We start from the raw sequence: 25,754 nt of genomic DNA, 5'->3' as shown, positions 1-25,754 counted from the left end.
AGCCGGTGGTCATGATTTATAGGATTTTTGAAATCCGACCCCGATGAAAAAGTCTTATCAGCCCGCATTTTGCGGGCTGATGTTAGCCGAGTCGGGGAAGCTTTTGACCCCGGCTCTTTAACCTGCATCATTTTCGCCCCCATGGTTCATCCCTGCTTTTGAAGAAAAATAAGGCGAGAATTTACTAGTTAAGGAATTTATAAATGGTTGCGATTGTGCGACTTGATGGATATGAAAAACTGGTCTATATGCGACATTTTTCTGAAAAAGCAACCGGAAGACGAACAGGAGGCCATAGCAATCCAAACAGTTATCAGGTGCAAAGGGAAAATCCTATGTTTTTCAAATTTGCCTAACGAGATGTTTAATTGCCTGAATCCCAGTTACAGTAAATTCTTCAGCGAGATAGATGGTAAGCCCGCATCCTAATATTATTGGAAATTTGGTTAACGTATATAGTAATAATAATGCTTTTTAAGCAGCGTATATATTATGAAATTACAATTATTCGATAAGATATTTCACTGCGATAATCGCTATCAAATGATATTCTATTAATTGAAAAACAACGGGGTACTACTCAAATTTACAATAATTTATTGGGAGGTTAAACTATAATGGAGAGTAGAAAAGCATTGAAGTCTTTAGCAATTGCGCTGGTCCTAATAATTTTAGGAAGTATTTTTGCAAGCGTAATTAATTCGGATTTTAATTCTGTAAAAGTTTCACAGCTAAGTTTTGATACAGAAAGAGGAACTTTAGCGGCGAACTTGTATATGCCAAAAGGTGCAGGTCCCAATAATCCCAGACCGGTTATTGTACTCACACATGGCTATCTGAATTCAAAGGAAATGCAAGATGCAACAGCAGTTGAGATGTCACGAAGAGGATTCATTGTTTTAGTAGTGGATCAATATGACCACGGATTGTCACGTTGGTCGGCAGATATTCCAAACGGAACAGAGCTTGGAACATTCTGGGTGTTCTCAATGTCTGACGCGGTTACATATGCTTATAACCAACCTTATACGCTAAAGGACAAAGATGGTAATGGTTATATTGGATGTAGCGGACATTCAATGGGTGGTTTATCAACAGTTATGGCTGTATTTTTTGATGAAATGCAATCATTGCAAAGTGGACATAGAATGATATATGCAGCAATTCCTGAAAGTGCTGATTTTACATTCACAAACAATGTTGCTCCCCTTGAAACAATTTTAGCTTCATACGGCAACAGAACAATGGGTATCGTATCAGGGCATTATGATGAGTTCTTCTTTGGTAATAAGGGAGAAGGAATGTTCTATAAAGATTTTATTAATAATAGTGAAAGTGGAGCTGTGTTTTTAGGTAAAAATAATGATGCTGAAAGAAAATCAGGAGAATTTTATGATGTTCCATCAGGTGATCTGGTGCTTGACGGAAAAACCGTAAGAGAATCACAAGCTGGAAAACATATTGTGTATTTAGTGAACGAGACACATGCACAGAACCATTTTTCTGTTACAGTTGAATCACACATTATCGACTTCTTCCAGACTGCTTTTAAGGGAGTTTATACACCTGATATGACTCTTGTAAATATGGTATCAGCTAATCAAGCGTGGTGGTTAAAAGAAGCAGGTAATTTTGTAGCATTAATCGGATTCTTTTTATTCTTCGTACCATTTATCTCGTTAATAACGAAGAACGGATTCTTAAAAAATGCGGTTACAGAAGAAGTATCTGCTGTACCGTTACCAAAAAAGAAATTGGACAAAGTAATTTATTGGTCTGTAGTTATGGTATATACAATATTACCGGCGTCTTTATTCGTGACATTAACTAATATAGATGAGATGTTCGTCCAGGTTGCAGGTAGTATTAAGCTTCTTAGAACTATAATGATAATATTTGCTGTAATCATGCTATTAATTGGTATTATAAGTAAATTGAAAGCTTCAAAAGATAGCAGCGGAAGATTTGCAAGCTATGCAATGGGGGCGTTTATAACAACTGCAATCTCTGTAATCGATATACTTATTTTGTTTAAGTTTAAAGCTTTTGCTCAAAGTGCTTACTTTAACTCAACAACTTCTAACTGGTATGCCTTCTTTAGCTTAAATCTTGGACTGCTATTCGCAATTATAGTTGTAATGATGTATTACTTCATTAATAAACCAAGTGGTGCAGGACTTGCTGAATATGGTTTGAAAGTAAAGCCGGTTTCGATATTTGCTGCATTTTTAACTGCTGCCATTACAGTAATTGCAGGATATATAATTCTGTTTATTATAAATAATGTATTAAATGTTGATTTTAGAATATGGACTTTTGCCGTAAAAACATTTAAATCAGAACACTTTATAACAATGCTAAAATACTTACCGATGTTTTTCGTGTTCTACCTCGTTATATCAATTTCAATTAATGCAACTACAAGAGCTTTAAAACATGGCAATTTAGTAGCAATATTGTCTACAACAGGCGGTCTAGTGTTATGGTTTGTTTACCAATATGGAACATTCTTCATTACAGGAAAAGCTCATTGGTCAAATAGCGGTATGATTTCAATCGGACTTTTAGGGTTGATTCCTTCGTTGTTAATAGCAGCTATATTCACTAGAAAAATATTCGAAAAGACACATAATGTGTGGACTGCAGCATTCTTGAATTCAATGCTATTTACTATGATACAGGTGGCAAATACTATCCTGCTATGGAACCTGGTTAATCCATAATATACATCCAATAAAAAATGGGGTAAACTGTACCCTGATAGTAAGACACAGAAAAAGAGGCTGTGTTTAACTATTGGGGTACTTTTTGTTATATAATACTGTAAAAAGATTATGGAGGTTTTTATGGGAGGTAAGCGAATAGGTGAAGGGAGTATTAAATTATAGTATAAATTGCACAAAAAATGATCATATATTTGGTAATTGTTAGGCATTGTTTTTAAAAAATCCTTATGGTAGAATCAATATAGTTTCCACGGTAAACAATATTAATTCGAAAGAAGGGATTTTAATTGGAATTAGAATGGTTAGGCAGATATCGAAAGCTAGTAAATTCACTAATACGATTTTCAAATAACTACGCTTTAACATTAAATAAAGAACTAATGGGTGAAGAAGTTAAGTATTCGTTTGTTCAGATTCAAGTTATTGAATACTTAATTGAAAATGAAGACCATGTATTTAACATGTCTGAGATTGCTAAAGCTTTAGGGATATCAAGCAGTTCTTTTACGAAATTAACAAAGAAACTTGCTGATAAGGGATTACTGCAAAAGTATCATGTAAAAGGAAACAAAAAAGACATTATTATCCAAGCTACACCGTTTGGACGTAATATCTACAATGAGTATACTGAGAGATATGCTAAGAGAATTTTCCAAGAGATGTTTGAGATTGGAGATAATTTAAAAGACAGTGAACTTAACATGTTTACTCAAATGATTGATTCTCTTTATGAAAGAGTAATATGGAAAGATGGAGAACCTATTATACTAGTAGCCATTGATTGATCATACATTCGGAGGTGTGTTGATTGAATGATGTCAAGAGTTTTAGTAATATAGTAGATTTAGATTCTTGGGAAAAGCTTCAAAATGCAATATCTGAAGTAACAGGTATGGCAATACATACGGTTGATTACCGGGGTATTCCGATAACCACACATAGTGGATGCAGTGAATTCTGTTCACATGTCAGGAGCGAAGAGAAGCTTAGTAATTTATGTCAAAAGTGTGATGCGAGAGGAAGCCTTGAAGGTGTTTTGAAAAAAAGACCGTATATATATCAATGTCACTTCGGTATCGTAGATATAGCCATCCCAATAATAGTTGAGGATTCATACTTAGGAGCTGTAATGGCAGGTCAAGTACATGTTAAAGGTGAATCGGAAGAAGAACTTGAGCAGATTCTGACAATCGATTCATATGAAACAGAGGCAATAATAGATAAATACAGGAAATGTTACAACAAAATTCCTTCCTATACAAAGGAACAACTTGACCATATGACTAAAATGCTTTTTCATTTATGTTCATTTTTTGCAACTGAAATACTAAAAAAAGGTAACAATGATTCAGCTAATATAGATATAGAGAAAAAATTATTAATAGGAGAACAGAGTTTTTATTATCCTAACCTCTCTAATCAGATAATTATGAAGGCAATTAATTATATGTATTCCGAGAAGGAAAAAATGATCACATTAACCGAAGCAGCTGATTTTTGCCATGTAAGTGCACCCTATTTTAGTAAACTATTTGCAAAAGAAATTGGTGAACCATTTACAACATTTATAACTAAACTGAAAATATCCTGGGCAAAAGATTTCCTGAAAGGTTCAGATATGACAGTTAGTGAAGTAAGCATAAAGCTTGGATTTAGTGAACCGGGATATTTTATTAAGATATTTAAAAAGATTACCGGTGAAACGCCAATGGGCTACCGTAATCGCTGCAAGAATTATGGGGTAGGTGGTACAATACAAATTGCTCGTGTTAAATAAATTTATTAGGGGCTGTAGCAAAATCAGTTTATGAACTGATTGTGCGACAGCCCCTTATTCGAGAAGTTTTTATCGGAAATGCTGGCGTCACACCTTTCCAGGGCTCAGGTCTTACGGTTGACAAGAAAATTAAATAGTGGTATATTTATAACATAATGTTAGAAATATACCACTATTGGAGGTCTTTTATGAAAGTCAATAAACTGGGTTTCCTGTCCATTCTCGCTTTGTTAGGCTTTATGGGTTTCACTGTTAGTATTCCGTTTTTCGGTTTCTTCGGCTTTGCCCAATACATCCGGTATTTTTTTGTAACACCGGATGAGCTGTTTCAGCAAAATGTCAGAAAAGCGGCAAGTTATGGTTTCTTTTCCGGTGTATGGGCCACTGGTCTTGCCATTGCCGTACATTTCCTGTTTCCAGCAATTCTGCCAGTCAACATTGTATTGGTATCGTGCTACGTTGTCTCTATGATTTGTTTTACAATCAGTCTCGTGGTACTGGAAATAAATGAACAGCGGGAGATATAAACATGGCCTTAATTACTAAATTGCGGGAATACAGAGCAAAGCAAAGCTTAACACAGGATGAACTTGCTGTACTTGTTGGAGTGCGGCGGGAAACGATTATTAACTTGGAAAAAGGCAGGTATAATCCATCATTAAAACTTGCCATGGATATTGCTAAGGTATTTTCTTCTACAGTGGAGGAATTGTTTTTCTTCTATGAGGATGAATAAATCTTTATGAAATGAGTTGGTATTTCTAAAAAAGATATTGGAATTGATAAAAAGGATGCTCTGCAGCAAAGCGTCCTTTTTTGGTTGATAAAAAGTTACTTACCAAATCCTCCTTTATACAGCCGGGCAGCATTAATTTAACAGTTTCTTTATATTGTAAAATCCTCACCCATTGCACCGCCTGTATAAATAAGTTGTATATTTTTTGTACATAAATGTTAAAAAAACGTAAAATAATTGGGAAAAATAGTTGGAATTTGATGCGTTAAATATTTAACTTGTTCAAAAATTAGAGTTTTCTCTTTTTTCTGGAATAGTTTTCCATATTTCGCATTTTTATATTAAAACTGTGTAAATTGTACAGATAATAAAACATTGACAACGTTTTTTCGTGTGATATAATGAGCTCGAATTGATCAATTATGTAATTTGACATCATGGGTTGTGGCATTTGAATAACTGAAGATAAAATTTTTGTGATTTCCTGACAGATATTATAAAAAGTAAGGTGATGAATGTATGGGTGCGATTACGGTATTGATATTATTTCCTCTGCTTGCAGCACTTGCTGTATATTTGGTGAGAGAGGATGAAGTAAGAAACAAAATTGTCCGGGTGAGTGCAGGTATAACAGCAGTTTTGACACTGATTGTTGTCTGTTTGTTTTTCAATAAGGGAATTGCTTATACATACCTCTGGGAAAAAGCAATTGATTTCATTATGGCAGCGGTGGAAGTGGCTCTTGCCGCTTATATCATTGTAACCGGAATACGTTATAAAAATTATGCCATCTCAATTCTTTCTTTTTTGCAGACGGCAGCCATGCTTTGTTTTGAACTGACTGTAAAGAGCCGGATTGAAGTTGATAAAGCTATTATCTTTGACAAGCTTACCGCAGTCATGGTGGTAATTGTGGGAGTGGTCGGCAGTCTGATCTGCATTTATGCGGTTGGTTATATGAAAACATATCATATTCACCATACGGAATATGAGGATCGAAAGGGCTTCTTTTTTGCAGTTTTATTCTTATTTCTTTCTGCAATGTTTGGTATTGTGCTGAGCAACCAGCTCACCTGGATGTATTTTTGCTGGGAGCTTACGACCTTCTGTTCTTATTTGCTTATCGGGTACACAAAGACGAAGGAGGCAAGAAACAATTCGTTTCGTGCACTTTTCATTAATCTTTTAGGCGGAGCTGCTTTTGCTGCCGGAATCATCATCATCGGCATCAGCAGACATACGCTGGAGCTGTCAGTTTTTACAGCCGGAGAGCCGGATGCATTCCTTATGATTCCAGTATTTCTTCTGTCTCTGGCAGCACTTACGAAATCGGCTCAGCTGCCGTTTTCTTCCTGGCTGCTTGGAGCCATGGTGGCGCCTACCCCCACATCAGCATTGCTTCATTCCGCAACCATGGTGAAAGCAGGTGTGTATTTAATCATCAGGCTGGCCCCTCTTCTTGGTGACTCAGCGGTGGGAAAAACCGTAACACTTGTGGGAGGAGTGACGTTCCTGGCATGTTCTTTCATGGCGATCTCCCAGAGTGACGCAAAAAAGGTTCTGGCCTATTCCACACTGGCAAATCTGGGACTCATTGTTATCTGTGCCAGCGTCGGGACAGAGGAATCCATCTGGGCAGCGATTCTGCTGATTATCTTTCATGCAGTATCCAAATCCCTGCTCTTTATATCCGTTGGTTCTGCAGAACATCAGATTGGAAACCGGAATGTGGAAAACATGGATATGCTTCTGGGAGTTTCAAGAAAACTTGCGCTGTGTATGATGATCGGAATTGCCGGAATGTTCCTTGCTCCTTTTGGCATGCTGATTTCCAAATGGGTTGCAATGAAAGCATTTATTGATTCAAATAATATTCTGATTGTTATCATCCTTGCCTATGGCAGCGCGGCAACGTTGTTCTACTGGGCGAAGTGGATGGGAAAGCTTGTGTCAAAAGTTAATATGAGACAGCAAAGTGAAAATAAATTCCACCTGGATGAAGAGATTCCTATTACCATACTTGCAGGTTTGGTGGTAGTATCCTGTTTTACTTTCCCTGTAGTCTCCAAATACGCCCTGATCCCGTATTTGAGCGGAGTTTTTCATAATCAGGCTTTGATGCCCATCGGGGAAGGTGATATTAAGCTGATGCTGTATATGTTAAGCATGCTTATAATACTGCCAGTCAGTTTTATCCCTGTTTATAAGAATGATAAAAGAAGAAAAGCTCCGATTTACATGGCAGGTGAAAATACAGGGGACAATGAAACCTTTTACGCATCCTTTGGCGGAACGCGTCAGGTTGAGCTTCGGAACTGGTATATGGACGGCTATTTTGGGACAAAGCGGTTATCTTTCTTTAGTGACATTTTATCTTTTGTCATTCTTGTATGGGGAGTGATTCTGCTGATTGGAGGGATTGCATCATGATGAACTTACTAAGGGTTATGGGGATCATTATTCTTGCACCTGTTATGGGAGGACTGTTAACCGGTATGGACCGGGTCATCACAGCCCGTATGCAGGGCAGGCAGGGTCCCCCGGTTGCCCAGCCATTTTACGATGTGCTGAAACTGATGCAGAAGGAGTCCATTGAAGTCAATTCCATGCACCGCTTTTTTGTGTATGTTTCAATGGTATTTGCCGTATTTACCACGGTTATCATACTTTTGGGCGGCGATATTTTATTGGCAATCTTCGCATTGACACTGGGATCTGTGTTTTTTGTCCTGGGAGGCTACGCATCAAACTCTCCTTATAACACCATCGGATCAGAGAGAGAGCTTTTACAGATCATGGCTTATGAACCAATGGTGCTTCTTACCTGTATCGGTCTGTATTATGCGGAAAAAAGCTTCTTTATTAAAGATATTATTATGACTGACAAACCATCGATTCTTTATCTGCCCGGAGTCTTTATGGGATTGGTATTTATATTGACCTTTAAACTGAGGAAATCACCCTTTGATTTAAGCATGTCCCACCATGGACATCAGGAAATCGTCAAGGGCATTACAACCGAGTATTCCGGAAAGGATCTGGCTGTTATTGAGGTTACCCACTGGTATGAGGTGATCATCTCTTTATCTCTTGTTTATGTATTTTTTGCTACCTCTGCACCGGGCAGTCGTGCAATTGCAGTTGTCGCCTGTCTTTGTGTGTACCTGTTTGAAATTATTGTGGATAACTGTGCAGCAAGGCTGAAATGGCAGCATGCGCTTAATTCTGCGTGGATTGTTACGGGAGTAATGGGTACGGTGAATCTGGTGATTCTTTCATTCTTTATGAAATGATGCCCTGAGAAAATTGAGGAGAGTACATATGAATGTAAATGTGGTAAAGAAATCACCCTGGATTCTGCATTATGACGGCACAAGCTGCAATGGCTGTGATATCGAGGTACTGGCGTGTCTGACACCATTATATGATGTGGAACGTTTTGGTATTATCAACACCGGTAATCCCAAGCATGCGGATATCTTACTTATAACCGGCAGTGTCAATGAACAGAATATTCCGGTTGTGAAGCAGCTCTATGAACAGATGCCGGAACCAAAAGCAGTGGTAGCAGTTGGAATCTGCGCAACCTCCGGCGGCATCTTTGCAGAATGCTATAACGTAGCCGGTGGAGTTGATAAGGTAATTCCAGTGGATGTTTATGTACCGGGATGTGCGGCACGTCCGGAATCAATTATTGACGGTGTGGTGAAAGCCCTTGATATTCTGGAAGAGAAGAAAAAGGCTATGCCCAAAAAGCGGATTGGAGAAACATGAAAGAACAAATATTAAGAGAAATCTCCGCCAATGATCTGCTGACGGAGATCATGAAAATAAAGAATGATGGTTACCGGCTGGTAGCAATTTCCTGCACGAATAAAGATGGAATGGAATTAACCTATTCCTTTGATAAGGATTATGAACTGCTGAATATAAGGCTGATCACAGATACGAAAACCGAACTGCCAAGCATCTGCATTCTTTATCCATATTCTTTTCTTTATGAAAATGAGATAAAGGAGTTGTTCGGGGTAAAAATAACAGGAATTTTGCCGGATTTCAATGATAACCTTTATAAGATTCCGGTGAAGACACCATTTGGCATGAACGAATAGCTGCTGTGGCAGCCCGCAGCAGTACGGAGGTTATTTATGGGAAACAGGACGATTGTTCCGTTTGGTCCGCAGCATCCGGTTCTTCCGGAGCCGATCCATCTTGATCTGGTGCTGGAGGATGAAACGGTTGTAGAAGCAATTCCTAGAATTGGATACATTCACAGAGGCTTGGAAAAGCTGGTGGAAAAAAGAGATTATCAGCAATATTGTTACGTTGCAGAACGGATCTGCGGAATCTGCTCTTTTATGCATGGAATGGGATATTGTATGTCCATTGAGCGTATTATGGATGTAGAGGTGCCGGAGCGGGGAGAATTCTTACGCACAATATGGGCAGAACTGTCTCGGCTACACAGCCATCTTCTCTGGCTTGGACTTCTGGCTGATGCTTTTGGATTTGAAAGTCTGTTTATGCAGTCCTGGAAATTACGGGAGCAGGTTCTGGATATTTTCGAAGAGACAACAGGCGGACGAGTTATTTTTTCCGTATGTGATATCGGTGGTGTGAGAAAAGATATCAGTTCCGGGACTTTAATGAAGATCAGGACTGTTTTAACGGAGATGGAAAAGGAATTAAAAGAGACCACCGGTGTTTTTATAAACGATACTACAGTTAAGCTCCGCACCAAAGGGGTAGGCGTCCTCTCAAAACAGACGGCTTTTGATTTAGGCGCGGTAGGACCTATGGCGAGGGCAAGCGGAATCGAAATGGATATGAGAACACAGGGATACAGCGCCTATAGCAGGCTGGAATTTAAGCCGGTCACCAGTGAAGGCGGGGACTGCTATGCAAGAACCAGGGTCAGGATCAAGGAAATGTTTCAGTCAATCGATTTAATCAGACAGTGTATTGATTTAATTCCTGACGGTGACATCAATGTCAAGGTAAAAGGAAATCCAAATGGAGAACATTTTATACGGCTGGAGCAGCCCCGGGGTGAAGTAGTTTATTATACCAAAGCCAATGGAACCAAATTTTTGGACAGAGTAAGGGTCCGTACACCTACCTTTGCCAATCTGCCTGCATTGCTTGAGACGTTAAAGGACTGTTCCCTGGCAGACGTACCCATACTGATTCTTACCATAGATCCCTGTATCAGCTGTACCGAACGGTAGATGTGAAGAGGTACGGTGGAAAACAGGTAACAGGATAACATGTGATTGCTGTCATAAGCAGCAGAATAGAGGGTATTATGTCTGTATTTAAGATGTCAAAGACACTGTTAAAGAATATATTCCATGGTCCCTATACTGTGCCCTATCCGGTAAAGAAGAAGGAACCGTTTGAGCGGACCAGAGGAAAAATAGGAATTTCCATTGATGACTGTATTTTCTGCGGCATGTGTGAAAGAAGATGCCCTACCGGGGCAATTCAAACGGAAAAGGCAAAGACGTCATGGAGCATTGAAAGACTGAAATGCATCCAGTGCGGCTACTGCACCGAGGTCTGCCCGAAAAAATGCCTCACTATGGAGAATGAGTACACAGCTCCGTCATATGGGAACGTAAGGGATGAATATGTAAAATGCACGAATATCCAATCACCAGGCGAATCATAGAAATCGCCGGAGAATATGCAAAAGACAATGGTGCACCGCAGGTAAAGGTGATCAATCTGGTTGTGGGAGATTACTGCGGTTATGTGGCCAGCTCCATTGAACTCTATTTCGAGCTGATTGCCGAGGGCACTTCATGTGAGCACGCAAAGCTTCATATCGAGAGGGTGGTCCCAAAACTGCGGTGTACAGGCTGCGGCCAGCTGTTTGTGAGAAAGCCCTTTACTTTTGAATGTCCCTTCTGCAAAGGAGAAGGAGTACCGACTGAAATAGGACAGGAATTTTATATAAAATCTATAGAAATACAGGATTTGGATGAGCCGGAAAGCGGATTCATATTATGAAAAGCAGGGAGATTGCCATGTCAGAAAACAAAGAAATTGAAATTATGCAGTCTGTCTATGAAAAGAATGACCAGGCTGCAGCTAGGATCCAGGCTTCTTTAACAAAGAGCGGTATTTATGCCGTCAATGTGATGGGAGCGCCGGGAGCCGGAAAAACCACCTCTCTGATCCAGCTGATCAAACGTCTGGAAGAAGTAACCGCTTACGTGATTGAAGGTGACATTGAGGCGGATTTTGATACAAAAACCCTGAAATCTCTTGGTGTGAAGGCAATACAGATCAACACCGGGGGAGCCTGCCATCTGGATTCTCCGTTAATCGGCCAGGCGGTAGAGGAACTTCACATCAGTGACGGAGTACTGTTTATTGAAAATATAGGAAATCTGGTTTGTCCTGCCGAATTTATGATTGGTGAGCATGCAAAAATGCTGATATCCACTGTAACAGAGGGAAGCGATAAGCCTTATAAATATCCCCTTGCATTTGAAAAGGCAGATATCATTCTGTTAAACAAATGTGATCTTTTGCCCTATGTGGACTTTGATGAAGATTTCTTCATGAAAGGAGTCCGGGCATTAAATAAAACGGCTCCGGTGATCAGGGTGTCAGGAAAGACCGGAGAAGGTTATGAAAAGGCAGCAGAATGGATAATGGAAAAAATACAGAAACAGCAGTAAAAATTAAGGTCTGCGGTATTGTACAGGGGGTTGGATTCCGGCCCCTTGTTTATCGTGCAGCCAGGGAAATGGGGATCAAAGGCTGGGTACGAAACGTTGGCGGTGATGTGGAAATTGTGGCCCAGGCGTCAAAAACAGCAGTGGACCGGTTCTTATCTGATTTAAAAGAGAATAATGAGCGAAGATACGAGATTTTAAATATGGAGATGGAAGAACTGCCGGTCTGTATCCTTGATGATTTTGTTATTATACCAAGCGGTGAGGCAAAAGAAGTCACCATGATCCCGCCGGATTTGCCGGTCTGCCCGGACTGCTTAAAAGAACTTGACGATGATTCAGACAGAAGATCTGGCAATCCTTTTATCAGCTGTATGTCCTGCGGTCCCAGATATACGATTATAGAAGATATGCCTTATGACCGGGACAATACCGCCATGAAAGATTTTCCCATGTGCAGTGTCTGCAAAAAAGAATACACCTCTCCCCAAAGCAGACGGTTTCATGCACAGACAATTTCCTGCAATGACTGCGGTCCCTATCTTTTATACAGGGATAACAGGAAGCCGGAAGCAGAAGAGTTTACCGACCGGGAGGCCTTAAAGAAAGCCATAAAAGTGCTGGCTGCCGGCGGAATCGTGGCAGTAAAGGGAATTGGAGGTTATCATCTGGCGTGTTCGCCTTTTCTTGAACAGTCGGCAGTCCGGCTGCGCCAATGCAAAGGACGGGAAGAAAAGCCTTTTGCCGTGATGTTTCATTCTCTTACTGAAATAAAGAAGTACTGCAATGTTTCCATGGAAGAGGAGGCATTGTTAAAATCCAAAGCAAAACCTGTCGTGCTTCTTCATATGAAGGAAGATCTTATGGCCCCATCCACCAATAAGAAAAGCGTTTACTGCGGCGCATTTCTTCCCTATACTCCCCTCCAGCATCTGCTGACTGCAGAACTCGGACCGCTTATTATGACAAGCGCCAATGTGTCCGGCCAGCCGATTATACGTGAGGATGATTGTATGCTTTCTCTTTCTGATCCATTTATTGATGGAGTATTATATAATAAAAGAAGAATTGTGAGATCCGTGGATGATTCTGTAGCAAAGATTGTGGCAGGGAGCCCGCAGCTGATCAGAAGGAGCAGAGGGTATGTTCCCTATCCGGTTTTTCTGAATAAAGAAAATGCCGGGGAAACAGACGTTTTTGCTGCAGGCGGAGATTTGAAAGCGGCTTTTTGTCTTTGCCGCAAAGAGAGGGCAGTTGTATCCCAGTATTTCGGGGATTTGGAAGAATGTGTTGTCATGGAGGAATATAAAAAATCCTACAAAGACTTAACCCGCCTTTTAAACATCACACCGGGGCTGGCAGTTTGTGATCTCCATCCCAATTACCACTCTGCCCGTTTTGCCCGGAGTCTGCTGCTTCCAATCATAAAGGTGCAGCATCATCATGCTCATATTGCGTCTGTCATGGCGGAGCATGGGCTGAAAGGTCCTGTAATAGGCGTGGCTTTTGACGGGACCGGCTATGGAACCGATGGGAGCATCTGGGGAGGAGAATTCTTAATCTGTGAAGGAAAGGAATTTGTGAGGGCTGCTCATTTGAGCCCGTTCCCTATACTGGGAGGCGATCAGTCCATGCGGGATGGAAAAAAGACTGCAATCTGTTATCTGCATCATGCAGGTCTGGACAGTTACTTCCCGGACGAGAGGAAACATATCATAACGGCTGCACTGGATCAAAGAATCAATACGGTTTTTACCTCCAGTATGGGACGGCTCTTTGATGCAGCGGCCTCTGTCCTTCATATAGCCAACGAGAACCGGTACGAGGGAGAATGCGCCATTTTGCTTGAAAGAGAAGCTGAGCTTGCAAAAAGAGAACATATAAAACCTCCTTCTCTCCCATTTCTTATAACAGAAGAAGATGACGTCCTGAAACTGGACCCAAAACCATTTTTTGAAGCGTCAGTAAGATACATGGACAGTGAGAAAACCGGTGCCCTGGCACTGAGTTTTCACCATGCAGCGGCGGAAGGAATAGCAGAAATCTGCGATAGGCTGAGAAGCCGTTATCACATTAGTGAGGTGGCATTAAGCGGAGGTGTATTCCAGAACACCGTACTTACAGAGCGGACGATTACCCTTTTGAGGGAAAGAGGATTCCGCGTATACATAAACCGCCTTGTTCCTCCGGGTGACGGCGGACTGAGTCTTGGACAGATATACTTAGGAAGAGAGCATTTAAAGGCAGTTAACACATAACCGGCAGAAAGGAGAGGAATTCATGTGCGTTGCAATACCAGGAAAAGTCATAGAAATACGGGGAGATTATGCAAGAGTGAATGTAATGGATAATATTACCGATGTGAATATAAAGCTTGTGGATGCTGGAATAGGAGATTATGTTCTGATCCACGCAGGCTGTGCCATAGAAGTGATAAGCAGGGAAATGGCTGAGGATATACTCAGCCTGTTTTCAGAACTTCAGGAGGACAGATATGAAGATCCAGGAAGTGATTGAGGAACTGAAATCTTATGACGGGAAACCGGTAAAAATCATGGAGGTGTGCGGAACCCATACTTCCAGCATTTTTAAAAACGGGATCAGAAGTATGATTTCCCCTAAAATCCGGCTGATCTCCGGTCCCGGATGTCCGGTTTGTGTTACCTCGGCGGCCTATATTGACCGTTTAACGGAATTTTCCTTAAAGGAGGATCACTGTGTCCTGACCTTCGGTGATATGATGAAAGTGAAAGGCAGCAGCATGTCCCTGACAGAAGCGAAGGCAGCAGGAGGAAAAGTGAAAATCCTGTATTCTCCGTTGATGGCCGTAAAGGAAGCCGTGGAGCATAAAAATATCCAGTATCTGTTTGCGGCTGTGGGCTTTGAGACGACGGCTCCCATCTATGCTCTCATGCTGGAGGAAATGCAGCAAAAGGAGATAACCAATCTAAAACTTTTAACTTCAGTAAAAACAATCGTTCCGGCCCTTTCCTATATCTGCGAGAGGGAAAAAAACATTGATGCATTCTTAAGCCCTGGCCACGTCAGCGTAATCACAGGAGCCGACAGTTATCGGGAACTGGCAGAAAAATACCGGAAGCCTTTTGTAATTGCAGGTTTTGAAGGAGAATATATTCTGGCAGCTGTCTATGAAATTATGCGCCAGCTGAGAACAGGGCGGTTTGAAGTGAAAAATATGTATGCCAGTGCAGTGAAAGAAAAGGGCAATGAGAAAGCACGCGCTTTGCTTTTGGAATATTTTGAGCAGGGAGATGATTTCTGGCGGGGAATTGGTATCATAGAAAATTCTGCTTTAAGGTTGAAAAAGAAATATGAGATCTATGATGGCGGAAGCCGCATTCAGGGCAGGAACGAGGAAATGCCAAAGGGGTGTAAATGTACGGAGGTAATTCTGGGACGGAAAAATCCGGGAGAATGCCCTTTGTTTAAGACGGTCTGTACGCCGCTACATGCTGTGGGTCCCTGTATGGTATCATCAGAAGGGGCCTGTGGAATCTGGTATCAGAATTCTTAAAAAATCCGTTTTATAATAACAGTCGAAAGGAGCAGGGCAGAAGCTATGAAAATTGACATGTCTTACGGCAGCGGAGGAAAACAGACGGGTGATCTGATTAATCAGGTTTTTTTAAAGCATTTTCATAATAAAACATTAAACAGGCTTGAAGATGCGGCGGTGGTGTCTGCTGAGGGGAAGATCGCCTATACAACAGATTCCTTTGTTGTTACTCCGCTGTTTTTTAAAGGCGGGAATATTGGAAAGCTTGCTGTATGCGGGACAGTTAACGATTTGTCTATGATGGGAGCTGTTCCTAAATATCTCACTGCAGGTTTCATCATTGAGGAAGGTACGGAACTGGATGCCATCGAGGAAATTGCCCGCACCATGGCTTTGACAGCGAAAGAGGCAGGAGTGAAGATCGTTGCAGGCGATACCAAGGTGGTGGATGGAAACGGCGGGGTTTTTATCAATACTTCCGGAATCGGAGAAGTGAAAAAGGGAGGCATCAGCATTTCTAACTGTAAACCAGGTGATGCCGTCATTTTATCAGGAAACTTAGGAGAACATCATGCAGCCATCCTTTCCCACCGCATGGGCATAGAAAATCAGATTGCCAGCGATTGTGCTCCGCTTACATCCATCGTTCGGAATTTATTGGACAGCCAGATCCGGGTGCACTGCATGCGGGATGTCACCAGGGGCGGCCTGGCCACTGTTTTAAATGAAGCTGCAGAGAAGTCCGCGTGCAGCGTGGAGATATGGGAGGAGGCTCTTCCTGTCAGCCCGGAGGTGAAGGGCTTCTGCGGCATACTGGGGCTGGATCCTCTCTATATGGCCAATGAAGGAAAGATGATAGCTGTTATACCTGGCAATCAGGCTGAAAAGGCGCTGAAAGCAGTGAAGAGCAGTAAATACGGAACAAATGCCAGAATAATCGGAACTATTCTTGAAGGAAGCGGAGTCAGAATGAAAACCAGGCTGAAGGGACTGAGAACCATAGATCTTTTATATGGAGAAGGGCTTCCAAGAATCTGTTAGAGTAAATAAGAGGTCGGCTGATTTTAAGCAGGCTTCTTTTTTTATTATGCCTGAATAAATTTTATTGACGTAGTAACAACTTATTTGTTATAATAAAGTTGTTTCTTTTGGGGCAAAAGGAGAATAAATATATGGAAAAAGAAGAAAAACGTCAGATATCACTTAAACGGGCAGATGAACTGAAGGGGAGGATTGAAGATTTTCTTGAGGCGAGGAAGTCAATTCCCACTGGAATCAGCAAAGAAAATGTGCTGAAGGAACGGAAAAACAAAATTCTTCATATTTATTCGGCAACGGAAGAGGACTGGAATGATTACAAATGGCAGCTGAAAAACAGAATTACAGATGTGGAGAGCTTAAGCCGGATTCTCCCGGTCAGCGAAAAAGAAAAGCAGTTGATCCGGGAAGTGGGGGAGAAGTTTCGCTGGGCAGTTTCCCCATATTATCTAAGTCTTGCAGAACCGGACGACAGATTTGATCCCATACGTCTGATGAGTATCCCAAATTATAAGGAACTTAAAGATACCTGCACAGATTTAGATCCTATGGCAGAAGAATATACCAATCCTGCCGGATGCATTACCAGGCGGTATCCGGACCGTCTGATCATCAATGTGACCAATGAATGTGCCATGTACTGCAGGCACTGCCAGAGGCGGCGCAACATCGGTGAACAGGATGTGCACAATTCCCGTGAAAAAATAATAGAATCAATCAATTACATCAGAGAGAATGAGGAAATCAGAGATGTTCTCATAACAGGGGGAGATGCACTGACTCTGTCAGACGAACAGCTGGAATGGATCATCAGCCAGTTAAAGGAAATTCCTCATGTGGATTACATAAGGCTTGGAACCAGAATTCCGGTGACCATGCCACAGAGAATTACGAATGAGCTTTGTAACATGTTAAAGAAATACCACCCTATTTATTTAAACACTCATTTCAATCACCCCATGGAGATTACAGGTGAATCAAAGGCTGCCTGTGAAAGACTTGCAGATGCCGGAATCGTCCTGGGAAATCAGGCGGTCCTGTTAAATGGTGTTAACAATAATAAATTTGTGATGCGTGTGCTGAATCATGAATTGTTAAAATGCCGGGTACGGCCTTATTATATTTTTCATGCAAAACACGTTCAGGGAACAAGCCATTTTAATACGTCCATAGAGGATGGGATAGAAATTATGGAATATCTAAGAGGATACACCTCCGGCATGGCGATTCCCACGTTTATTGTCAATGCGCCGAAAGGGCAGGGAAAAACTCCCATATTCCCCAATTATATTATTTCAAGAGGTCCGGGGTATGTAAAATTCAGAACCTGGGAGGGTAATGTAGTTAAATATGAGGATCATGAGACTAAAGACATTCATGAGCTTCTCTGATTCAGGAAAAACGCTGATCCAAAGGTGATGATTCGCTTATGGATCAGCGTTTTCCTGCTACACGTTAACCATTTACCGCCTGGCGTTTCATCTGGCTGATGGCTTCGATGACTGGAGGCAGATATAAAATTACAACAGTTACAACCATCTCAGGAACAATATAGGTGGCGTTGTATCCGAGGGTATACAAAAGCGGATTCATGCCTTCCGGTGCATAGGAAGCAAAGAATACGTAACCGGAAATAACATGGCAGAGATATCTGCCCAAAACACCTGTAACATAACCAGGAATCAGTCCGTACTTTCTGTTATGAAACAACCCCGAAAGTCCCAGGCATCCAAATGCAATCGGATAGTCCAGGAGGAACTGAACGGGAGCATAGATATATGGCTCCACAATGAACTGAAGAATTCCGTATGCCACTCCTGTCATAATTCCGGCCTTAACGCCGTAGATATAGCCGGTCAGACAGATGAACAGCATGGAGAACAGTGTGATGGAACCTCCAAACGGGAGTGAAGCAAATTTGATGAAAGAAGCCACCAGCGCCAGTGCCATCGCGCCTGCGCAGGTTACCATCTGGCGGGTTTTCAGCTGTCTGGTAGGCAGGGTTTTGCCTCCAAGCAGATGAAGTCCCAGCAGAATCACCAGTAGCGTGACAACCACCAGTCCGTATCCGGCTGGTTTTAAAAAGTATTCTCCGGATTCCTGAGAATAGGTTAGAAAAAATGACATAAAAAAACCTCCTTCGTATGCACAGGAGGGGACTACTACTATTGCTTCCTTCCGCCGGCATTATCCGGTTCAAGTAGTAAGGGTCAGGTAAATACCATTCTCAGCCCGAGGCTCCCCCAGCGTGTCATAATTTTTTCATTTCGGTGTGAGTATAACTGAAATAAAAGGGAATGTCAAGCTATTTGAGCATGTAAAATAAGTATAAAAAAGTAAATTAAGCACAACCTAGTAAAGCAGTGCATCATTGCATTTTTTCAGATTAAAAATACAGATGCGGAGGTTGTGTAAATGACAGGCTTTATCATAGCTCTGATATCAGGAGCACTAATGAGCATACAGGGAGTATTAAATACGGGAGTGTCCAAACAGACAAGTATGTGGGTGTCCACCGGCTGGGTTCAGCTGACCGCTTTTCTGACCTGCCTCATACTATGGTATTTTTCCGGGAGGGACGATATTTCAGCCCTTCTTTCGGTTCACCCCAAATACATGCTGATCGGAGGTATTATCGGCGCATTTATTACTTATACAGTTGTAAAAAGTATGGGGACCTTAGGGCCGGCAAAAGCCGCGCTGGTTATAGTAGTATCCCAGATCATCGTGGCTTATGCAGTGGAGGTATTTGGATTATTCGGCGTGGAAAAAGTTGGATTTGAGTGGAAAAAACTGATTGGGGCAGTTGTAGCCATCATAGGCATTATAATCTTTAACTAATTTGGAAATAGTGCTTGTATTTACTTATTTCTTTAGGTAGAATAGGTACAAGGGCTGAGGATGGGATCCTTTTTTGCAAAATTTTGTAAAGGGAGGATTCCATGAACTATCATAGGATTAAGATCGCAGCCATAGCTATATGTGTAATCATATGCAGCATCTGCTATGGCTTAAACAGAAATCATATATACCGGGAAGAAAAAGCTTTTGTTTCGATTCAGGAGCCGCCTGTTACCTCTGCGGAGGAAACTACGGCTTCGGTTTCCCAGGAAGCACCGGAAGTACCGTCACGTATTTGTTATGTACATATATGCGGAGAGGTGGTTTCTCCGGGAGTCTATGAGCTGGAGGAGGGTAGCCGTGTTTTTCAGGCTGTTAAGGAGGCCGGAGGCTTTACGGAGAATGCAGCTGCCGATACGTTAAACATGGCAGAACAGGTCAAAGACGGGATGAAGATTCAGGTGCCGGATCAGGAGGAAGCCAAAAGGCTTCACGATCAGGGAACATCTGTCTTGGGAAATTTACCGGAAGGCAGTCATAAGGTGAATCTTAACACGGCAGGCAAGGAAGAACTGATGACCTTAAGAGGTGTGGGAGAGGCAAAGGCGGATGACATCATCCGTTACCGGGAGAGTCACGGCGGATTTCAGAAGATTGAAGATATTATGAAGATATCAGGGATTAAGGAGGCAGCCTTTCAGAAGATAAAAGACGATATAACGGTTTAAATAGAAGACAGAGGTGCAAAATGGCAAGTGTTTTAGTAGTAGATGACGAAAAACTGATTGTAAAGGGAATGAGATTCAGTCTGGAGCAGGACGGTATGGAAGTGGACTGTGCCTATGACGGTGAGGAAGCCATTAATCTGGCAAAGCAGAAGGAATACGATGTAGTGCTTTTGGATGTGATGCTTCCAAAGTATGATGGATACGAAGTTTGTCAGGCGATCCGGGAGTTTTCCGAGATGCCCATCATCATGCTGACAGCCAAGGGCAATGATATGGATAAGATTCTCGGGCTGGAGTACGGAGCCGATGATTATATTACAAAGCCCTTTAATATTCTGGAGGTAAAAGCCAGGATAAAGGCAATCATGCGGAGAAATGCCAAGAAGGGCAGACGGGATCATAAGGAAGACAGCCATCTGGTGACAGCCGGTGATTTAAAACTGGACCGGGATGCAAGACGGGTCTTTATCGCAGATAAGGAGATCAATTTAACGGCCAAGGAATTTGATCTTCTGGAACTTTTAACCTGCAACCCCAGTAAGGTTTACAGCAGAGAACAGCTGCTTACTTATGTTTGGGGAAACAAGGCTATGGACACAGGCGATGTCCGTACGGTAGACGTTCATGTAAGGCGTCTGAGGGAGAAAATTGAGCCCAGTCCCAGCGATCCCAAATATGTGCATACCAAATGGGGTGTGGGATATTATTTCCGCGTCTAGTGAAAAAAGGAGGATTTCTGCCGGGGAACCGGAGAGATCCGCCTTTTCTTAAATTAAGGAGTGCTGATACGATGAAGAAAAGCCCGCAGGGGGAACGATGGAGAAGGCTTGACAATACGGCAAAGATTTTTCCTGTCATAGCCGATGAGAATTTAAGCAATGTGTTCCGGATCAGTACTGAGCTGAAGTGTGAAGTGGTGCCAGGAACTTTGCAGAGAGCATTAGAGGAAGTTCTGCCGCAGTTTGAAGGGTTTTCCGTGAAACTGCGGAGAGGTTTTTTCTGGTATTATTTTGAACACAACAGCCGTATGCCGGTCATTGAACGGGAGACAACCTACCCCTGTAAGTATATTGACCCACACAGCAACCAGCTTTTTTTATTCCGGGTCACTTATTTTGGCAGGAGGATCAACCTGGAAGTATTTCATGCTGTCACAGACGGCCTGGGAGCTGTTAATTTCTTAAAGGCACTGGTTTACCGTTATCTTGATCTGGTAAAGGATTCAAGAACCGGTCACAGGGCGCCGCAGAAGATTTCTTCCGATGTTTCCATGAATGTGGAGGACAGTTATGTCCGCCACTATAAAAAGATACGAAAACAGAAATACAGTTCTGCAAAAGCGTATCATATTACCGGAGAATATCTCTCCCTGGATGAGGAGAACATTCTTCACGGCTATATCGGTTTAAAAGAGATGAAGGCTGTGAGTAAGCGCTACGGTGTCAGCATCACCCGGTTTTTGACCGCTGCACTGATCTGGTCCATTTATCAGGAATATTTAAAAAAGAAACCTTCTGAACATTCCATTGGCATCAGCATTCCCATTAATTTAAGGAATTTTTTCGGCTCTGAGACAATGGCTAATTTTTTTGCTGTAACTCTGGTGGAATTTCTTTCTTCCGGAGAGAATCACACATTTGAGGAAATATTAAGTGCAGTCAGCACTCAGATGGATGAGAAAATCACGAAAGAGAAGATGGAGGAGACCATTTCCTATAATGTTTCCAGTGAGAAGAAGTGGTATCTGCGCATTACCCCTCTGGTGATAAAATGGCTTGCTTTGAATCTGATATTCTGGAGGAACAATGGGGCATATACCATGACACTGTCAAACATCGGTCCCATTGAAATGGATGAAGACTATGCAGACGAGATTGAACGCTTCACCATGATGATCGGAGTTTCACGCAGACAGCCAATCAAATGCGGGGTCTGCTCTTACGGGGATGAGGTTATCGTCACCTTCAGTTCTGTTTTTCAGGATACAAGGCTTGCAGATACATTTTTTGGTTTTCTGAAGAAAGAAGGGATTCCGGCAGAGCTTGAAAGCAATGGGGTGCCGGATCACAGAGATGATAAGGGGCAGTATCCCCAGATCCGGTATGACAAGGAACGAATGAAAAAGATTGCCAATGTCTTTTACGGAATCATGATTTTTGGAGCAGCAGTTCTTGGTATTATTAACCTAGCAACTTTTTCCGGCTCCATATGGTCTGTGATTGCAATCGTCTTAATGGCTTATTCCGTCATGACAGTCCGGTATTCCTTTATGCGCCATTCCAATCTGGCAGGGAAAGTTGTCATGCAGACCATAGCGGCGGAGATCGTATGGTTTTGTATTGATCATGCAACAGGGTACAGCGGCTGGTCGGTAAACTATGGCATACCAAGTACCATATTGTTTGCTGATCTGGCAGTGGTATTTTTGATTCTTGTAAACCGAATGAACTGGCAGAGTTATTTCATGTATCAGATTGCAGTTACCGTTTTCAGCTTTATTCCACTGATTCTATGGGCAGCAGGACTGATTACCAGACCCCTCCTGTCCCTTGTGACAGTGGCAGTGACCGTGATTATTCTTGCAGTCACCATTGTTTTGGGAGACCGGAGAGTAAAGAATGAGCTGATTAGACGGTTTCATATATAGAAAATGCTGTCTGGAAAGGAGGTATGACACATGAGAAGAAAAAAGGTGAGTGTGATGGGAAATCTGGTGAGAGATATGATGCAGAATGTGATGGAGACTTCTTTTAAGCAGCCAATCCAGACCGGAGAATTGAGAAAGAATCCGGTGGAGCCTGCCTGGGTATGTCCGGCTGGATATGAATATGAGATTATTGAAAAATGTAATCTGAAGATGGAGTATTTAAGACCTGTGGGAGTAGTTACCGGACGTGTGATTCTTCAGCTTCACGGAGGCGGTTATATCGGTCCCATGAAAAATATTTACCGGAGATTTGCAGTCCGGTATTCCAAGATAAGCTATGGAGGAGATGTACTGACTCCGGATTACCGGGTAGCTCCCGAAGATCCCTATCCGGCTGCTTTGCAGGATGCTGTTTCAGCTTACCAGTGGCTTTTGCAGGAGAAGGGGTATGCCCCCGAAAATATTGTGATAGCAGGAGATTCGGCCGGAGGAGGTTTAGGCCTTGCTCTTGGCCTTTATTTAAAAGATAATCACCTGCCTCTTCCGGGAGGTTTTCTTACCATGTCTGCCTGGACGGATTTAACAAACAGCGGCGAAAGTTACCAGGCTAATTATGAGCTGGATCCACTTTTCGGCAATTCCACCCACAATATGCTTTACAATTCCACCTATATCGGAGAAGCGGATCCGACGGAACCATATATCTCTCCGTTGTTCGGAGATTTTGTCGGATTTCCTCCCGTACTCATGCAGGTGGGAAATTATGAGGTTTTATTAAGTGATACTCTTATGGTGGGAGAGAAGTTAAAAAAAGCGGGTGTGAAATGCAGGATATCCGTCTTTGAAGGAATGTTTCATGTATTTCAGATGGGACTGGATTTAATACCGGAGAGTCGGGAAGCCTGGGAGGAAGCCGAAGAATTTTTGCGGGTTGTTTATCATATTAATGTAAAACCGGAAGGAAAGGTTGTCCGGAAAGTGAAGACAGGCCAGAAACATTCTGCAAGGGATATCACTGGCTTTTTAATCGCCATGATGAAGAAAGAACTGAATGGATAGAGGAGATACGAATGAAAATCACGTTGGTGACTGTGGGGAAGATCAAAGAAAAATTTTATACTGACTCCATAGCCGAATACAGCAAAAGACTGAGCCGCTACTGCAAGCTTGAGATTATACAGGTGGCAGATGAGAAGACACCGGATCATGCCAGCGAGACGGTGGAACGGCAGATCAAGGAGAAAGAGGGTGAGAGGATCCTTCTATCTATAAAGGAAGGGGCCTATGTGATCGCTCTGGCCATTGACGGTGATACTCCTGATTCGGTGAAACTGTCAGAAAAGATAGCGGCTCTTGGAGTCGGCGGAGTAAGCCAGATTGTATTTATCATAGGCGGTTCCCTTGGTCTGGCGGAGGCTGTGTTAAAGCGGGCGGATTACAAGCTGAGTTTTTCTAACATGACGTTTCCCCATCAGTTGATGCGGGTGATTTTGCTGGAACAGATTTATCGGAGTTATCGGATTATCAATGGGGAACCTTATCATAAATAGATACACAGTTACAGAGCTCATTACACATTAATAGTGTAACGGGCTCGGTTTTTAGCCTGTTTTGAAGTTAAAGCCTGCTGCAACCATCAGTAAGGTTAGTTGTGTTATTTTGTTGTTAAACTGGTAAGCGTTTATTATTTAATAAGTGTAAAAATACTGAATATTATTCACACAAACAGTTGTCAAATCTTGTCGTTTTTTGTATAATATACATATATAAAACTGTTAAATTTTAAACAAAAATAGGGGGATTCTGCATGAACTTGCCGCAGTTATATTATTTCATAAAATTAGCAGAATTACAGCATTATACGAAAGCAGCAAAAGAACTTTACATCGCTCAGCCCTCATTAAGTGACTCGATTGCTTCACTGGAAAGTGAGCTTGGAATATCGTTATTTCAGAAAAAGGGACGCAATGTAATACTCACAAAATATGGTGAAGAATTTTATATCCATGTATCCCAGGCACTAAACGAACTGGAACGTGGAATTGCCACGATGAAGATGCATTCCGGGCAGCTTGGAGGCACCATTGATGTAGGCTGTATTCCCACTTTATTAGGTGATTTTCTTCCGACTGCAATTCAAAACTACATGAAAAAAAATCCTCAGGCCAAATTTAATATATTCCAGGGGATGTCTATTGAGGTGGCTCATGGAGTGGCGGCTGGAAAATATGACTTAGGTTTTTGTTCTATGGTGGAAGAGGAGCCGGATCTTTTATTTGTTCCCATCATGGCGCAGGAGCTGGTTTTGATTGTTAACGACGCCCATCCGCTGGCGGGAAGAAAAGAATTGTGTTTAAGCGAATTAAAGAATTACAATCTTACTACATATCGTGATTGCATACCCATTGGAAAGGTAGTTCGAAATCTTTTGCAGCAGCATGAGGTGGAGGCAACGTTTTCTTATGATGATGAAATTTCTATCGGAGGTGTGATTTCTGAGACAAATCTGGCAGCTATCGTTGCCCGTACTCCCTTTTTAAAACAATTTGATAACCTGGTACTCATCCCTCTTACTGATGTTCCAAGGGATACCCGTCTGATTTATATGACATTCAGCAGAAAGAATTTTGTTTCCTCGTCCGTGGAAGCGTTTGCAGATTTTATTGTGGCACATGAAATGAATCTTCCATAAACAGACAGGCGGAATGGAGTAAATATGAAATTGATATATGGAACCGGAAATCCTGCCAAATTATCAGCTATGCAGAAACGGTTGTCAGGATTTAACTTAGAGATAGTCGGGTTAAAAGATTTGGTCATTGTGATACCGAAAGTAACGGAAACAGGTTCATCGCCATTAGAAAACGCTTATTAAAAAGCGACTGCTATTATAAATTACTTATATGATTCTATTGTTGGGAACCTGGGGATGAAATTTGGAGCCTTGGTTTTAAGAAAAATACCTAGAGCCAAGAATATAAAAATTGTTAATAAAATGTGTAGAATGCTACAACCAAAGGAAATTTATCTTAGATATGAAACTCCTATGAACTTGACA

General features: G+C 41.9%; 27 protein-coding genes and 1 riboswitch. Of the genes, 26 read left to right on the top strand and 1 reads right to left on the bottom strand.

From position 1 onward, the window contains the following. Window positions 1–617 precede the first annotated feature (617 nt). The 18 genes from DS742_RS02025 (at window position 618) to eam (ending at window position 17,871) form a co-directional block, all read left to right on the top strand. Window positions 618–2,723 carry an alpha/beta hydrolase gene (locus tag DS742_RS02025; protein ID WP_117415373.1) on the top strand — a complete coding sequence of 702 codons (2,106 nt, stop codon included), beginning with the start codon at window positions 618–620 and terminating at the stop codon, window positions 2,721–2,723. A gap of 290 nt (window positions 2,724–3,013) precedes the next feature. After that, entirely contained in the window at window positions 3,014–3,511 is a 498-nt protein-coding gene (locus DS742_RS02020; RefSeq protein WP_117415372.1) for a MarR family winged helix-turn-helix transcriptional regulator, read from the top strand. A gap of 23 nt (window positions 3,512–3,534) precedes the next feature. Further along, on the top strand, window positions 3,535–4,503 hold the full coding sequence (locus DS742_RS02015) for a PocR ligand-binding domain-containing protein (RefSeq protein WP_117415371.1): 969 nt from the start codon (window positions 3,535–3,537) through the stop codon (window positions 4,501–4,503). A gap of 188 nt (window positions 4,504–4,691) precedes the next feature. Continuing rightward, entirely contained in the window at window positions 4,692–5,030 is a 339-nt protein-coding gene (locus tag DS742_RS02010) for a DUF3796 domain-containing protein (RefSeq protein ID WP_170313339.1), read from the top strand. Window positions 5,031–5,032: 2 nt separating this feature from the next. Beyond that, window positions 5,033–5,239: a helix-turn-helix transcriptional regulator gene (locus tag DS742_RS02005; protein WP_117415369.1), complete on the top strand. Its 207-nt coding sequence runs from the start codon at window positions 5,033–5,035 to the stop codon at window positions 5,237–5,239. A 519-nt stretch (window positions 5,240–5,758) separates the two neighbouring features. After that, a complete protein-coding gene (locus tag DS742_RS02000; protein ID WP_117415368.1) occupies window positions 5,759–7,669 on the top strand; it encodes a proton-conducting transporter transmembrane domain-containing protein in 1,911 nt (636 codons plus the stop codon). After that, window positions 7,666–8,532, top strand: coding sequence for a respiratory chain complex I subunit 1 family protein (locus tag DS742_RS01995; protein WP_117415367.1), 867 nt, complete (start codon window positions 7,666–7,668; stop codon window positions 8,530–8,532). The genes DS742_RS02000 and DS742_RS01995 overlap by 4 nt, the downstream gene beginning before the upstream one ends. Window positions 8,533–8,560: 28 nt before the next feature. Further along, on the top strand, window positions 8,561–9,013 hold the full coding sequence (locus DS742_RS01990; protein WP_117415366.1) for an NADH-quinone oxidoreductase subunit B family protein: 453 nt from the start codon (window positions 8,561–8,563) through the stop codon (window positions 9,011–9,013). Next, window positions 9,010–9,351: an NADH-quinone oxidoreductase subunit C gene (locus DS742_RS01985; RefSeq protein ID WP_117415365.1), complete on the top strand. Its 342-nt coding sequence runs from the start codon at window positions 9,010–9,012 to the stop codon at window positions 9,349–9,351. Before DS742_RS01990 ends, DS742_RS01985 begins: the two co-directional genes overlap by 4 nt. 36 nt (window positions 9,352–9,387) lie before the next feature. Next, entirely contained in the window at window positions 9,388–10,467 is a 1,080-nt protein-coding gene (locus DS742_RS01980; RefSeq protein ID WP_117415364.1) for a hydrogenase large subunit, read from the top strand. Window positions 10,468–10,544: 77 nt separating this feature from the next. Beyond that, a complete protein-coding gene (locus tag DS742_RS01975; RefSeq protein WP_117415363.1) occupies window positions 10,545–10,910 on the top strand; it encodes a 4Fe-4S binding protein in 366 nt (121 codons plus the stop codon). Further along, a complete protein-coding gene (locus DS742_RS01970; RefSeq protein WP_117415362.1) occupies window positions 10,877–11,251 on the top strand; it encodes a hydrogenase maturation nickel metallochaperone HypA/HybF in 375 nt (124 codons plus the stop codon). The genes DS742_RS01975 and DS742_RS01970 overlap by 34 nt, the downstream gene beginning before the upstream one ends. 17 nt (window positions 11,252–11,268) lie before the next feature. Next, entirely contained in the window at window positions 11,269–11,928 is a 660-nt protein-coding gene (gene hypB / locus DS742_RS01965; protein ID WP_117415377.1) for a hydrogenase nickel incorporation protein HypB, read from the top strand. Further along, entirely contained in the window at window positions 11,895–14,183 is a 2,289-nt protein-coding gene (gene hypF, locus DS742_RS01960) for a carbamoyltransferase HypF (protein WP_117415361.1), read from the top strand. Before hypB ends, hypF begins: the two co-directional genes overlap by 34 nt. A 22-nt stretch (window positions 14,184–14,205) precedes the next feature. After that, window positions 14,206–14,442, top strand: coding sequence for a HypC/HybG/HupF family hydrogenase formation chaperone (locus DS742_RS01955; RefSeq protein ID WP_117415360.1), 237 nt, complete (start codon window positions 14,206–14,208; stop codon window positions 14,440–14,442). Further along, window positions 14,420–15,460 carry a hydrogenase formation protein HypD gene (gene hypD / locus DS742_RS01950; protein ID WP_117415359.1) on the top strand — a complete coding sequence of 347 codons (1,041 nt, stop codon included), beginning with the start codon at window positions 14,420–14,422 and terminating at the stop codon, window positions 15,458–15,460. The genes DS742_RS01955 and hypD overlap by 23 nt, the downstream gene beginning before the upstream one ends. Window positions 15,461–15,505: 45 nt before the next feature. Further along, window positions 15,506–16,483 carry a hydrogenase expression/formation protein HypE gene (gene hypE, locus DS742_RS01945; RefSeq protein ID WP_117415358.1) on the top strand — a complete coding sequence of 326 codons (978 nt, stop codon included), beginning with the start codon at window positions 15,506–15,508 and terminating at the stop codon, window positions 16,481–16,483. Window positions 16,484–16,614: 131 nt separating this feature from the next. Beyond that, the gene (eam, locus tag DS742_RS01940; protein WP_117415357.1) at window positions 16,615–17,871 is read left to right on the top strand and encodes a glutamate 2,3-aminomutase; all 1,257 of its coding nucleotides are present in this window, start codon (window positions 16,615–16,617) and stop codon (window positions 17,869–17,871) included. 64 nt (window positions 17,872–17,935) lie between these two features. On the opposite strand, the gene thiT is transcribed toward eam, so the two are convergent. Continuing rightward, a complete protein-coding gene (thiT, locus tag DS742_RS01935) occupies window positions 17,936–18,607 on the bottom strand; it encodes an energy-coupled thiamine transporter ThiT (RefSeq protein WP_117415356.1) in 672 nt (223 codons plus the stop codon). Window positions 18,608–18,636: 29 nt separating this feature from the next. Next, a riboswitch (TPP riboswitch) is annotated at window positions 18,637–18,735 on the bottom strand. A gap of 160 nt (window positions 18,736–18,895) precedes the next feature. On the opposite strand from thiT, the gene DS742_RS01930 reads away from it, so the two are divergent. The 8 genes from DS742_RS01930 (at window position 18,896) to DS742_RS28680 (ending at window position 25,571) form a co-directional block, all read left to right on the top strand. After that, entirely contained in the window at window positions 18,896–19,321 is a 426-nt protein-coding gene (locus tag DS742_RS01930; RefSeq protein WP_117415355.1) for a DMT family transporter, read from the top strand. Window positions 19,322–19,422: 101 nt separating this feature from the next. After that, entirely contained in the window at window positions 19,423–20,049 is a 627-nt protein-coding gene (locus DS742_RS01925) for a helix-hairpin-helix domain-containing protein (RefSeq protein ID WP_117415354.1), read from the top strand. A 20-nt stretch (window positions 20,050–20,069) separates the two neighbouring features. Continuing rightward, on the top strand, window positions 20,070–20,768 hold the full coding sequence (locus DS742_RS01920; RefSeq protein ID WP_117415353.1) for a response regulator transcription factor: 699 nt from the start codon (window positions 20,070–20,072) through the stop codon (window positions 20,766–20,768). Between the two features lie 71 nt (window positions 20,769–20,839). Further along, window positions 20,840–22,696 carry a DUF6320 domain-containing protein gene (locus tag DS742_RS01915; protein ID WP_117415352.1) on the top strand — a complete coding sequence of 619 codons (1,857 nt, stop codon included), beginning with the start codon at window positions 20,840–20,842 and terminating at the stop codon, window positions 22,694–22,696. A 30-nt stretch (window positions 22,697–22,726) separates the two neighbouring features. Then, complete coding sequence (locus DS742_RS01910; RefSeq protein ID WP_117415351.1) at window positions 22,727–23,755, top strand: alpha/beta hydrolase; 1,029 nt, start codon at window positions 22,727–22,729, stop codon at window positions 23,753–23,755. Between the two features lie 11 nt (window positions 23,756–23,766). After that, complete coding sequence (gene rlmH, locus DS742_RS01905; RefSeq protein WP_117415350.1) at window positions 23,767–24,246, top strand: 23S rRNA (pseudouridine(1915)-N(3))-methyltransferase RlmH; 480 nt, start codon at window positions 23,767–23,769, stop codon at window positions 24,244–24,246. 257 nt (window positions 24,247–24,503) lie between these two features. Beyond that, window positions 24,504–25,388: a LysR family transcriptional regulator gene (locus tag DS742_RS01900; RefSeq protein WP_117415349.1), complete on the top strand. Its 885-nt coding sequence runs from the start codon at window positions 24,504–24,506 to the stop codon at window positions 25,386–25,388. A gap of 24 nt (window positions 25,389–25,412) precedes the next feature. After that, window positions 25,413–25,571 (top strand): Maf family protein, encoded by a 159-nt coding sequence (locus DS742_RS28680; protein ID WP_170313338.1) that lies wholly within the window; start codon window positions 25,413–25,415, stop codon window positions 25,569–25,571. The last annotated feature ends 183 nt before the right edge of the window (window positions 25,572–25,754 follow it).

It is taken from the genome of Lacrimispora amygdalina, assembly GCF_003432035.1.
GTDB lineage: Bacteria > Bacillota > Clostridia > Lachnospirales > Lachnospiraceae > Lacrimispora > Lacrimispora amygdalina.
The sequence above is the reverse complement of the archived record's forward strand: the minus strand, read 5'-3'. Positions and strand labels throughout refer to the sequence as shown.

What these genes read in the sequence shown, in the direction of transcription:
- DS742_RS02025 (WP_117415373.1), top strand. Translation starts at nt 618, where the DNA reads ATGGAGAGTAGAAAAGCATTGAAGTCTTTAGCAATTGCGCTGGTCCTA.
- DS742_RS02010 (WP_170313339.1), top strand. Translation starts at nt 4,692, where the DNA reads ATGAAAGTCAATAAACTGGGTTTCCTGTCCATTCTCGCTTTGTTAGGC.
- DS742_RS02005 (WP_117415369.1), top strand. Translation starts at nt 5,033, where the DNA reads ATGGCCTTAATTACTAAATTGCGGGAATACAGAGCAAAGCAAAGCTTA.
- DS742_RS02000 (WP_117415368.1), top strand. Translation starts at nt 5,759, where the DNA reads ATGGGTGCGATTACGGTATTGATATTATTTCCTCTGCTTGCAGCACTT.
- DS742_RS01995 (WP_117415367.1), top strand. Translation starts at nt 7,666, where the DNA reads ATGATGAACTTACTAAGGGTTATGGGGATCATTATTCTTGCACCTGTT.
- DS742_RS01990 (WP_117415366.1), top strand. Translation starts at nt 8,561, where the DNA reads ATGAATGTAAATGTGGTAAAGAAATCACCCTGGATTCTGCATTATGAC.
- DS742_RS01985 (WP_117415365.1), top strand. Translation starts at nt 9,010, where the DNA reads ATGAAAGAACAAATATTAAGAGAAATCTCCGCCAATGATCTGCTGACG.
- DS742_RS01980 (WP_117415364.1), top strand. Translation starts at nt 9,388, where the DNA reads ATGGGAAACAGGACGATTGTTCCGTTTGGTCCGCAGCATCCGGTTCTT.
- DS742_RS01975 (WP_117415363.1), top strand. Translation starts at nt 10,545, where the DNA reads ATGTCTGTATTTAAGATGTCAAAGACACTGTTAAAGAATATATTCCAT.
- DS742_RS01970 (WP_117415362.1), top strand. Translation starts at nt 10,877, where the DNA reads ATGCACGAATATCCAATCACCAGGCGAATCATAGAAATCGCCGGAGAA.
- hypB (WP_117415377.1), top strand. Translation starts at nt 11,269, where the DNA reads ATGTCAGAAAACAAAGAAATTGAAATTATGCAGTCTGTCTATGAAAAG.
- hypF (WP_117415361.1), top strand. Translation starts at nt 11,895, where the DNA reads ATGGATAATGGAAAAAATACAGAAACAGCAGTAAAAATTAAGGTCTGC.
- DS742_RS01955 (WP_117415360.1), top strand. Translation starts at nt 14,206, where the DNA reads ATGTGCGTTGCAATACCAGGAAAAGTCATAGAAATACGGGGAGATTAT.
- hypD (WP_117415359.1), top strand. Translation starts at nt 14,420, where the DNA reads ATGAAGATCCAGGAAGTGATTGAGGAACTGAAATCTTATGACGGGAAA.
- hypE (WP_117415358.1), top strand. Translation starts at nt 15,506, where the DNA reads ATGAAAATTGACATGTCTTACGGCAGCGGAGGAAAACAGACGGGTGAT.
- eam (WP_117415357.1), top strand. Translation starts at nt 16,615, where the DNA reads ATGGAAAAAGAAGAAAAACGTCAGATATCACTTAAACGGGCAGATGAA.
- thiT (WP_117415356.1), bottom strand. Translation starts at nt 18,607, where the DNA reads ATGTCATTTTTTCTAACCTATTCTCAGGAATCCGGAGAATACTTTTTA.
- DS742_RS01930 (WP_117415355.1), top strand. Translation starts at nt 18,896, where the DNA reads ATGACAGGCTTTATCATAGCTCTGATATCAGGAGCACTAATGAGCATA.
- DS742_RS01925 (WP_117415354.1), top strand. Translation starts at nt 19,423, where the DNA reads ATGAACTATCATAGGATTAAGATCGCAGCCATAGCTATATGTGTAATC.
- DS742_RS01920 (WP_117415353.1), top strand. Translation starts at nt 20,070, where the DNA reads ATGGCAAGTGTTTTAGTAGTAGATGACGAAAAACTGATTGTAAAGGGA.
- DS742_RS01915 (WP_117415352.1), top strand. Translation starts at nt 20,840, where the DNA reads ATGAAGAAAAGCCCGCAGGGGGAACGATGGAGAAGGCTTGACAATACG.
- DS742_RS01910 (WP_117415351.1), top strand. Translation starts at nt 22,727, where the DNA reads ATGAGAAGAAAAAAGGTGAGTGTGATGGGAAATCTGGTGAGAGATATG.
- rlmH (WP_117415350.1), top strand. Translation starts at nt 23,767, where the DNA reads ATGAAAATCACGTTGGTGACTGTGGGGAAGATCAAAGAAAAATTTTAT.
- DS742_RS01900 (WP_117415349.1), top strand. Translation starts at nt 24,504, where the DNA reads ATGAACTTGCCGCAGTTATATTATTTCATAAAATTAGCAGAATTACAG.
- DS742_RS28680 (WP_170313338.1), top strand. Translation starts at nt 25,413, where the DNA reads ATGAAATTGATATATGGAACCGGAAATCCTGCCAAATTATCAGCTATG.